The organism is Buttiauxella sp. (genome assembly GCF_035271705.1).
In the GTDB taxonomy this organism is placed as follows: domain Bacteria; phylum Pseudomonadota; class Gammaproteobacteria; order Enterobacterales; family Enterobacteriaceae; genus Buttiauxella.
In genome coordinates, this window is the sequence record NZ_DATERI010000013.1 from 1 (window position 1) to 10,876 (window position 10,876).

7 protein-coding genes and 2 pseudogenes are annotated in these 10,876 nt (G+C 52.4%); 4 read left to right on the forward strand and 5 right to left on the reverse strand.

Annotation, left to right across the window (positions count from 1 at the left end; translation table 11 throughout):
• From VJY99_RS01145 to VJY99_RS01155, 3 genes and pseudogenes are all read left to right on the forward strand, one after another.
• Window positions 1-1,455 (forward strand): annotated as a pseudogene (locus VJY99_RS01145) (heme peroxidase); the annotation flags it as partial.
• A gap of 10 nt (window positions 1,456-1,465) precedes the next feature.
• The gene (locus VJY99_RS01150) at window positions 1,466-3,205 is read left to right on the forward strand and encodes a type I secretion system permease/ATPase (RefSeq protein ID WP_324115532.1); all 1,740 of its coding nucleotides are present in this window, start codon (window positions 1,466-1,468) and stop codon (window positions 3,203-3,205) included.
• A gap of 2 nt (window positions 3,206-3,207) precedes the next feature.
• Window positions 3,208-4,542 (forward strand): HlyD family type I secretion periplasmic adaptor subunit, encoded by a 1,335-nt coding sequence (locus VJY99_RS01155; protein WP_324115534.1) that lies wholly within the window; start codon window positions 3,208-3,210, stop codon window positions 4,540-4,542.
• A 33-nt stretch (window positions 4,543-4,575) separates the two neighbouring features.
• Here the strand turns inward: VJY99_RS01155 and VJY99_RS01160 are convergent, their stop codons facing one another.
• From VJY99_RS01160 to VJY99_RS01175, 4 genes are all read right to left on the reverse strand, one after another.
• Window positions 4,576-5,100, reverse strand: coding sequence for a nitrogen fixation protein NifQ (locus VJY99_RS01160; RefSeq protein WP_324115537.1), 525 nt, complete (start codon window positions 5,098-5,100; stop codon window positions 4,576-4,578).
• On the reverse strand, window positions 5,097-6,506 hold the full coding sequence (gene nifB / locus VJY99_RS01165; protein ID WP_324115539.1) for a nitrogenase cofactor biosynthesis protein NifB: 1,410 nt from the start codon (window positions 6,504-6,506) through the stop codon (window positions 5,097-5,099). Before nifB ends, VJY99_RS01160 begins: the two co-directional genes overlap by 4 nt.
• A 168-nt stretch (window positions 6,507-6,674) precedes the next feature.
• Window positions 6,675-8,249, reverse strand: coding sequence for a nif-specific transcriptional activator NifA (gene nifA / locus VJY99_RS01170; RefSeq protein ID WP_324115541.1), 1,575 nt, complete (start codon window positions 8,247-8,249; stop codon window positions 6,675-6,677).
• Window positions 8,246-9,733, reverse strand: a complete 1,488-nt coding sequence (locus VJY99_RS01175; protein WP_324115543.1) for a PAS domain-containing protein — start codon at window positions 9,731-9,733, stop codon at window positions 8,246-8,248. Before VJY99_RS01175 ends, nifA begins: the two co-directional genes overlap by 4 nt.
• Window positions 9,734-10,111: 378 nt before the next feature.
• On the opposite strand from VJY99_RS01175, the gene VJY99_RS01180 reads away from it, so the two are divergent.
• Complete coding sequence (locus VJY99_RS01180) at window positions 10,112-10,642, forward strand: flavodoxin (RefSeq protein WP_324115545.1); 531 nt, start codon at window positions 10,112-10,114, stop codon at window positions 10,640-10,642.
• A 45-nt stretch (window positions 10,643-10,687) separates the two neighbouring features.
• Here the strand turns inward: VJY99_RS01180 and VJY99_RS01185 are convergent.
• A pseudogene (locus VJY99_RS01185) lies at window positions 10,688-10,876 on the reverse strand (nitrogen fixation protein NifM); the annotation flags it as partial.

Below are 10,876 nucleotides of genomic sequence, written 5' to 3' on the forward strand. Positions count from 1 at the left end.
CCTCAGGTGGGGGATCTTTTACAAGTCAACCTGGCTAATTTACAAGACGCCAACGGTATCGCCGCTAACACGGCAATAACACTGACATGGCAGGCATTTGTCGGCGGCAATTGGCAGGATCAGGCAACCGGGCCGGAGTTCCGCGTGCCGGCAACAATCCAGGGTGCGGCGCTGCGTGTTCAAGCCAGTTTCAACGACCAAATGGGTGATGCTGAAACCTTAACTTCAGTGCAAACCCAGGCGGTAGTGCCACGGGACCAGGCAACAACCGGTGTACCGGTGATAAATGACCTGACGCCTACCGAAAGCGTGACGCTTACCGCGGTTGTATCCGGTATTGCCGATGCTGACGGCTTGAGTGGCGGTAATTTTAGCTACCAGTGGAGAATGAGCTCACCTAACGGGTTTACGAATATTGTCGGTGCGACTGCCGCCACCTACACGCCACCTCAAGCGTTGTTGGGTAGGACTTTACTGGTAGTGGTCACCGTCATTGATGATGAAGGAAATCCTGCGGTTATCCTGACATCGGCAGCAACCCAGCCTATAGGGGACTTTATTGTTGGCACTAATGCCGGCAACTTCCTGACGGGTACGGCTTGGAGTGACATTATTCGGGGTGAACTTGGCAACGATACCCTGGCTGGTGGCGCGGGTGATGACCTGTTAGTGGGGGGTGACGGTAACGACAACCTTTCGGGTGACGCGGGACAAGATACCCTACAAGGGGATGCGGGTAACGATAGCCTCAATGGGGGTCTGGGTGCCGATAGCCTTGCCGGCGGTACCGGAAATGACACCTACATCGTTGATAATGCAGGCGACGTTGTCATAGAGGGGTTGAATGCAGGGACGGATGTCGTCCAAACCACCTTAGCCAGTTACGTTTTGACCGATAACGTTGAACAACTGGTGTACACCGGGGCAGGCAATTTCATCGGCACAGGGAATGCCATTGCCAACACCATCACTGGTGGTAATGGTAACGACACTTTGTCTGGGTTGGGAGGAAATGACCTACTGATAGGTGGGCTAGGAAATGACACCCTGGATGGTGGTGACGGTGTTGATGACCTTCAGGGCGGAACCGGTAACGACGTCATAGTCGGCGGCACAGGTGATGATGTCCTTACTGGTGGTATCGGTACAGACAGACTCAGTGGGCAGGCGGGTAATGACAATATGAATGGCGGCACCGGTAGTGACACCTTCGTCTTCAGCGCAAGCGTTGGACTGGACCGGGACCGCATTGCCGATTTCGATAGTAATGTCGCAGGCGGACAGGATTTCATCGATCTGAGTTTGTTAGGCATTAATGCGAATAATTTTGCCAGTAGCGTCGCTATTACCGCAAACAACGGCAACACCGTTGTGACTATCGGCGATGATAACATTACGTTGGTCGGTATTAACGCTACTACCGTCAATATTAATGATTTCAATCTAATAGCATAAGGAGCAGACTATGTCGCGCCAGCATACGCCAACAGAATTGAAAAATGCATTAAAGGGAACAAAGCCCACATTTATAATTCTGCTGTTTTTTAGTTGTGTGATTAATATGCTTATGCTGGCGCCGGCAATATATATGTTGCAGGTCTATGACCGTGTTCTGGTCAGTAAAAATACCACCACCTTACTGATGTTAACTTTACTGATAGTTGGTTTGTACATCATTATTGCGATGATTGAGTCTGCCCGTTCAAGTGTCATGGTAAGGCTGGGTAATCGACTGGATGTAAAATTAAGCCAGTTAGTCTTTAATGCCGCGTTTAAACGAAAGGTGGCAACCGGCGAGAATAACCCTGCGCAGTCACTGGCAGAACTGGACCAAATTCGACAGTTTCTTTCTGGTAACAGTTTATTTGCCCTGCTCGATATACCATGGACGCCGGTATATTTATTCATTGCATTTGTTGTCCACCCACTGCTGGGCTACCTTGCTTTGGGGGGGATACTCATATTATTTGTCCTGACTATAGTGTCTGAAATCTCGACGAAACGCCCTATCCAGCAAGCCCATTCGTTGACTGTCAGTAATGCCAGCAAACTCAATAAACAACTGCAAAACTCTGATGCCATTGAAGCGATGGGAATGCTTTCCACCCTGAAATTCAACTGGCAGGAGCAGCATAGCAAAGTGCTGGTTTTACAAACGCAGATAGCCGATAAAAACGCAGGGTTAAGCAGTCTGAGTCGCTTTGTACGCGTACTACTCCAATCCATCGCGCTGGGAGCCGGTGCCTTACTGGTGATCGGTGGTCAAATTACCCCAGGACTGATGATCGCCTCTTCTATCATTCTGGGGCGCGTATTGAACCCGGTCGAACAAATCATCGGTAGCTGGAAGCAGTTTGTGCAGTTTCGTAGTGCATGGCACCAGTTATCGACACTGCTGAAGGAATACCCGGCACCGAAAGATGTTCTGCCGCTGCCGCGCCCGAAAGGCAATATCAGCGTCGAAAGTGTTTTTGCTGCGGCGCCAGGCCAGAAAAACCCTCTGTTGCGTAATATCTCATTTCAACTCGAACAAGGTGAAGTGCTGGGTATTATCGGCCCTTCCGCATCAGGAAAAACCTCCCTTGCTAAGTTGTTGCTCGGCATCTGGACACCATTATCCGGCAAGGTTCGCCTGGATGGAGCTGATATTTGCCAGTGGGAGAAAGAGATACTCGGCCCGTCCATCGGCTACCTCCCGCAAGATGTTGAATTGTTTGACGGCAGCATCGCGCAAAATATCGCCCGATTTGCAAAAAATGACAGCGAACTTATTGTGGCTGCCGCGACTCTGGCTGGGGTACACGAGATGATTTTACGCATGCCTCAGGGCTACGACACGCTTCTGGGTGCGGGCGGACACCAGTTGTCCGGCGGGCAACGCCAACGTATTGGGCTGGCACGTGCAGTCTATAACAACCCCGCGTTCATCGTACTCGATGAACCGAATGCCAATCTGGATGACGCCGGTGAGTTTGCCTTGGTTAAGGCGATAAATACTCTGAGAACACAAGGTCAAACCACTGTCATTATTTCCCATCGTCCGACGCTGCTCGGTGTGGTGAATAAAATCTTATTACTCAATGAAGGAAACATTCAAGAGTTTGGAACCCGCGATCAGGTTTTTGCCAATCTACGCCAGGCCAACATATTAAAACCAGTGGCAACCGCATCTTCATCAAGTAGTGAACAGCAACGAGAGGCCTGATCATGAAAAAGAATGAAAAAAACACCGAAACTGTAGGCTCAGACCGTGTGGATACGCGTATCTGGCCACCCATTATGCGAGGCATCATCGTCATTGTGCTTGGCGTCGGGGGTTTCTTATTATGGGCGGGAAAAGCACCTTTGGATGCCGGTGTTGTTGCTGACGGCACGGTGACGGTTTCGAGTAACCGTAAAACTATTCAACACCTAAGCGGTGGGCGGGTAACTGATATTTATATCAAAGAGGGAGATATCGTCAAAAAGAATCAGGTATTAGTACGTCTTGACAAAATGCAGCTCGACATGCGTTACAGCACGTTAAACGCCCAATATATATCAGCAAAAAGTACTGAAGATCGTTTACTGGCTGAAAGAGACGACCTGGAAACCATTGTTTTCGATAATACACTCACCGAGAAGTTCGCCGACAATAAACGCCTGACAGACGTCAGAAATCTGCAAGCTAAATTATTTGAGACCCGCAGAAAAAACATTCAGGATGAATTGTCAATGATTCAGGAAACACTCGATGGCCTGGTCGGGCAAATTGAGAACCTCAATAAAATAAAGGGCTATCGTGATCACCAGTCTAACCTTATCAATAGAGAATTAGGTGCCATAAGATCGCTCAGTGAAAAAAACTACTACCCCAAAGCACAATTACTGGTACTTGAACGCGAAGCTGCAGAAATATCCAGCAGTGTCTCAGAAGATATTCTGAATATCGCCAAGCTAAAATCACAACAAAATGAACTGAGAATTAAAGCGTATCAGGTCCGCCACCAATACCAGCGGGAAGTGGAATCCGAGTTAACGGAAAAGCAAAAAGAAGTCGCTATGCTTGAAGATGAATTGGTTTCAACCCGACACGAACTGGATAACACGGAAATCCGCTCACCCATTGACGGTATTGTGCTGGATGTCAAAGTCAGTACCGTGGGGGGTGTTATTCAACCAGGCGAACATTTAGTGGATATTGTTGCCGCCAGACAAGCCTTGCAAATTGATGCCAAAATACCGGTCCACGCCATTGATAAACTGGTCCCAGGACTGACCGTTGATGTGCTATTCCCTGCCCTTAATCATGCCTTATTACCGTCGGTTCCTGCCCGTGTCTTAACCATTTCTGCCGACCGCTTAATCGATCAAGTCACCCAGCAGCCCTATTACCTTGCCGAAGTACAAGTTTCCGCCGAGGGCGTGCATTTACTGGGAGATTACAAAATTAAAGCCGGTATGCCTGCAAGTGTGACGATTAAAACCGGGGAGCGGACATTCTTAAGTTATCTGTTCAAACCTTTGCTTGCCCGCCTGGAACTGGCATTTAAAGAATACTGATACCCGATTCAATATTCTGATGCGTTTTAATATTTACCCCGGCGCAAAACACACCGATTTTTCGCAGCATTCATCACAACTGGGGGAAAGGCAGATAATTTCCCCCTCATTTTGCAAGCAGCGCTGGCGGTAGAAAAACTTCTTCCAGCGCATATTTTGCACATTAAGCGCCACCAGCTCAGGAAAACAGGCACTCATCAGCTCCCGCAGTTCAGCGCGGGAATCCAGTCCTAAATCTTGCCACAAATGATGATACGCCAGTGATGTTGAAGCCACTATGTGATGCATTGGCGCAGCACCGTCAGCCATAAAGGTTGCCAGCCAGTGTGCCAGTTGTTCCTGCTCTTCGCGCCTTGTGGCGCTAAGCTCCGACATCAAATGCAAGCGTAGCGCCGTTTCCGGCGTTGGCAGCCTGGCGGGACGCCCGCAAATCACCTGTACTTCGCGCCAGTCACGCGCCGACAGCCCGAACTGCCATGCAAAGCATCCGCAACCCGTTTCATACAGCGTGAGCAGCCGTTGCAACCATTCGTGTGGGGAGTGGTGCGGATGCATCATGCCACTCCTTTCTCACTGTCCTCGTTGTGCCAGTCTTGGCGGTTTGTTTCCCACCAGCGGCCCAGCGCATCGGGAATTTTCTCCCAGGCGGCGTCCACGCAAGGCTGAATGCCACGCGATTCGAGCTGCTGCCATGGGGCATAACCGATACGGGCGCAGAACACCGCTTTGACGTCGGCGAGCAAATCCATGATGGCACCTATCCGATCCTCGTTATCTGCCGGTTCACAATCGTCTTCACCGAGACAATATTTGGGTGTGAAACGCTCATTGACCATCACCACACCCGCCGATGACAGGCTGTAGATATAGAAGCGATCGGCATGACCAAAATGACAATCAATCACGTCGTTGCCGTTTGAGGCCACCGCCACAAGGCATGCGTCCGGCTCTTCCGACTCGCCGCGTGTGGCGATACTGGCATGCAATTGTGCGCGACGAAACATCACCGGTTGCCACGGTGGCGCAGGCGTGGTGATGGCGGACAGCGGGAACTGCTGACTGCGATCCTCGCCGAGCATACCGATAGCATCGGCGCGACACTGCTGGCAGTGTGTCATTTGCGGCATCAGTTCCCCACAGCGCTGGCGCACCTCGTTGACCATTTCAGTATCAGGCTCCGGCTGCCCGTTCAAACCAAAGACAGTACCGTGTTCCGGGCGTGAAATCAGCGGCATAATATTGTGAATAAACGCGCCCATTTCACGCATCTTGCGGCTGACGTCATGCAGCGCGGTATCGTTAATGCCGGGGATCAGCACTGAGTTTATCTTCACCAGCACGCCGCGCTCGGTAAGCCGCTGGATGCCAGCAAGTTGACGGGCCACCAGAATCTGTCCTGCTTCCCGTCCGCTGTAGCGTTCGCCATCAAGCCAAATCCACGCGTAAATTTGCGCGGCAATATCCGGATCCAAGGTATTCACCGTGACGGTCACATGATCAACACCGACATCAATCAGTCGATCTGCGGCATCCGGGAGCATGAGTCCGTTGGTCGACAGACACAGCTTTACATCAGGAAGCTGTTCACGCAGCAGTTCCAGCGTCTGAAATGTGCGGCCCATATTCGCCAGCGGGTCGCCGGGGCCCGCAATGCCCACCACTGAAAGCTGCGGAATGGCGGCGGCCACCATCCGTGCTTTGGCTACCGCCTGGGCGGGGGTCAACAGCGAGGAAGAGACCCCCGGACGTGACTCATTGCTACAGTCAAATTTGCGGTTGCAGTAATGACATTGCAAGTTACACGCCGGAGCGACGGGCAAATGCATCCGTGCGTAGCGATGATGACCGCTTTGTGAATAACAGGGATGATGAGCCACTTTATTGGCGACAGACGCCGTAAAATGTTCAGCATTCATTGTGTTGCAGCGTGAGCCACCTGCGGGCGAAGAAGAGCAAGACGTCATGGTCGTTACCTTAACTAAGGGACATACCGTCATATTGCAAGAAGCATACCGTTTGAAAGTGAAGGTAATTAATTGAAAATAAAGGAAGTCATATCAGATGTGTCGGGGGGGGTTGTCGGGATTTCGGCATGAAACTGACAAAGTGTCACACACCGAAATCCCACCGCATTACATACGCGGCATGGTGATATCCATAGTCTGAATGCGATACGCCACCTGGCGTGGTGTCATACCGAGCAGGCGCGCAGCCCTCGCCTGCACCCAGCCCGCTTTTTCCAGTGCCGCGATCAAACGCTGGCGCTCATCAAGGTTCTGATCGAGCCAATCGTCATCTGGTTTTACCGTCGTTTGCAGCGGCTTAGGGGCCACTTCGCAATGGTTAAACATAATTACGTCCCGGTCGATAAGCCCATTTTCCGACATTACCGCCGAACGCTCGAGGCAGTTCTCCAGTTCACGTACGTTGCCAGGCCAGTTGTAGCCGAGCAACAGACGGATCGCACCATCGCTGATGCGCAGCGTCCGTCCCTGATGCTGACCAATTTTACGCACCAGAAAATGTGCCAGTTCGGTGATATCGTCCTGACGCTCACGCAGCGGTGGCAGTGAAATCGGCATCACGTTCAGGCGGTAATAAAGATCTTCACGAAAATGTCCCAACCGCACCTCTTCTTCCAGGTTACGGTTAGTGGCGGCGATAATGCGCACATTTACCCGCAATGTCTCATCACCGCCGACGCGCTCCATTTCCCCCTCTTGTAATATACGCAGCAGTTTTGCCTGAAACGACGCACTGCTCTCGCCAATCTCATCAAGAAACAGCGTCCCGCCATCAGCCAGCTCAAATCGCCCTTTACGCTGGCGCACTGCACCAGTAAACGCGCCTTTCTCATGTCCGAACAGCTCACTTTCCAGTAGGTTGTCCGGCAGTGCTGCACAGTTGAACTTCACAAATGCCGCCGCCGCGCGGGGTGAATTATGATGAATAGCATTGGCGATAAGCTCTTTACCCGTGCCGCTCTCACCGCGTACCAGCACAGTGGTGTCCCAGCGCGACACCTGGCGGATCACCTCAAGAGTCTGGCGCATGGCCGGACTTTTCCCCACCATATTCTCAAAACCAAACGGGCGCTGTGCGGAAGGTACCGGCTGACGCTGTACGCGCGGCGTGGCTATTACAGGCGCTGGCACCACGGCGGTGGTCATCAAGCGCACGGTCTGCGCCACCAAATTGGCAACGGTTTCCAGAAAGCGCGTGCAGGACGGCAGTTTTTCCTCCAAACGCACCATCGGCTGTGCGGCCAGCACGCCAATCGGCTTAGCTCCTGGTCCACACAGCGGCACAGCAATAAAAGGCAAGTTGTAGTCATACATGCCGAGTCTGTCGAGAAAACGCTGATCGTCGGCAATACGCGGCAGCACCACCGATTGCCCCTGGGAAAGCACCGTGCCGACCAGACCCTCACCGGGACGGTAGCGGATCTGCGAACCGCTGGGGATCAACTGTTGATCCGCCTCATGCAGCGCTTCAATAGCCAGAATGCCCTGATTATCGTCATACAGGCAGATCATGCCATGCTGCATAAAAGCATCGTTATGCAGCACACACAGCACGCTTTGCAGTGTCTGACTGATGTCGGTGGCGCGGTTTAACACCACGCTGATGCGCTGCATGGCGGTGAATTGTTGAGAGAGATCGAAACGCCAGACGGTTGTACCTGCCTCGGGAAAATGCGTACTCATCGTGGGCCTCCGGTCAGTTCGTAAAAGAGCGGTAAACGTAACGTCAGGCAAGTACCCCCGCCAGAACGTGAATGCAGATCGATAGCGCCGCGATGGTGTGCCACCAGCGTCTGAATAAGCCGTATCTCCATGCCTTTGCCGGGCACATTAAAGTCATCAGGTGACGCGGTATACCGCACCTGTGTGAGTGGAATGTTGTCCTCGAAATAGAAACAAATCCACCCCTGTTCCTCCCGGGCGAACAGCTGCGTCATCAGCTGAAACGCCGGAATGTCAGCGGCGAGCGCCAGCGTACGATCGAGCCACAAACTCAGGCATGCCAGCAGTTGCGTACGTTGACCAAAACCCACCAGATGCGGGGAATCCAGTTCAATATCCAGCGCACCTATCGGGGTAAAAAGGTGCTGATATAAGGCGCGCACATCGTCAAACAGTGGTTGCAGTGGCCAGATGGCAGGCATTTCAAAGTCCAGTGACGGGCGGCAGCGTTGCAGACGAGCCAGAGCCTCTTCACCTTCGCGCCATGCGGCTTCGAGGGCGATATTGCTGCGGTCTGCGCCGTTAAGCCTGCGCGCGGCGGCCAGCATATTGAGTGGGCAATTGAGCTGAATGAGTGCGGCATCCAGTGACTCGCGGATTGCCGCCAGTAGTTTACCGGTTGTGATTTGTTGCTTGAGCTGATCAATGCGCCCGAGCTGTTGTTGATGCTGTTGCTGTGTGCAATCGGCAATCATAATCAACGTGCGCGGCAACGCTGTATCAATAAAATAGCGGCTGGCCTCTTCGCTCACGCCGGGCAAGGCCCAGCTGTTAACGGATAACCAGCGTACGGCACCGCGCATCGCAACGGGCATCACTTGCCCCTCATTAAAACGGCTTTTTTGCGCCGGATAATCCAGCAACGTCAGCAACTCGCGTCCGCCGCAATCGGCACACAGCGTTTTGTAGGCCAGGTTATCCAGCACAATCTGATCGTTTTCATCGACCACCACCACCGCCGCCGGAATGTTATTCAGTACGGCAACCATCAGCGTCATATGATTACGCAGCCGCTGCTCCAGCGCGTATTTGTCGCTGATGTCGCGGTGCATCGCCATATAGTGTTGCACTTCGCCGACGTCATTTATTACTGGCGTAATATCGATGTCGGCGAGATAAAGGCTGCCGTCAATGCGGCAGTTGATCAACTGACCATGCCACGCATGTCCCTGCATCAGGGTTTGCCACATCTCTTTATAGACGGCGGCAGGTGTTTGCTGGCTGGCGAGCATACGTGGGTTCTGATGCAGCAACTGTTCCAGGGCATAGCCTGTCTGGCGGCAAAATGCCGGGTTGGCATACACCATGCGGGCATCAGTGTCGGTCAGCGTTATCGCCACGGGGGCCTGTTCAATCAGCGTAAAAAACAGCGTCGGATGCTGTCGTGAAAGCATCCCGGCTATCTGTGCTGCTGAGACGACATCCGTCATCAGATTCATAGTCATTGCTCGCTCCTGTCAGTCGGTGCTGCGATGTCGGATCCACGACAATTTGTGCGATTTCACGACATCTCTCGGTGGCATTACCGGTCAACAATAACCATGCAATCACTACGCCTTACGGCGCGGAACTACACCAAAGTTTGATCAAACAGGGTATTTCATCGGCATTTTAACCTCCCCCCACGCTTGGGGCGCTAAGCGTGGGGGAAAAGCGCGTTTGTGCTGCACAAATAAAGGTCAATAAAACACCAGATTAGTGCAATAACAGTGCAATAAAATCCTTAAAGGTGCTGAAAAAAAACTGGCATAACCTTCGCAACACAGTCTGTGGAAGCCCGACATTACGCGGCGATTATTTCTCCCTCAAGACAGGAGTACAGCATGGCTAACATCGGCATTTTCTTTGGCACTGACACCGGCAAAACGCGCAAGATTGCCAAACTAATCCACAATAAACTGGGCGAAATGGCGGACACGCCCGTCAACATTAACCGCACATCACTGGATAAATTTCTCTCCTATCCAGTGCTAGTGCTGGGAACGCCAACACTTGGCGACGGGCAGCTTCCAGGGCTGGATGCCGGGTGTGAAGATACCTCATGGCATGAGTTTATGCAGGCGCTGAGCGAGGTGGATCTGGTGGGTAAAATCGTGGCGCTGTTTGGCCTGGGTGATCAGGTTGGTTACCCTGACAACTTCGCCAGCGCCCTGCGTCCGTTGTACGACACACTCGTCGCTCGTGGTGCGACGGTTATCGGACACTGGTCAAAAGAGGGATATAATTTTGCGTCATCCGCCGCACTCGATGTGGATAAGTTTGTCGGGCTGGTGTTGGATCAAGATAACCAATACGACCTGACCGATGAACGCATTGAGCAGTGGCTGGCGGAGATTAAACCGGCAATATTGTAAGTTTATCTCCCCCTCACCACAGGGTTGTACGGTGAGGGGGAGATATCATGCAAACCGTTGTAAATACTCCCGCGCTTTTTGCAAAGCGTCCGCCTCTGCCATCGCTTCTGGTGGGCGGATGTCCTCGCACCATAACACATGCCAGCCGAGCTCAGTTTCAAGCGGTTCGCTTAGGGCATTGCACTCGAGTAAAAACAGCGACGCGTCCAGCTCTGGGTACAACAACCCCTGGCT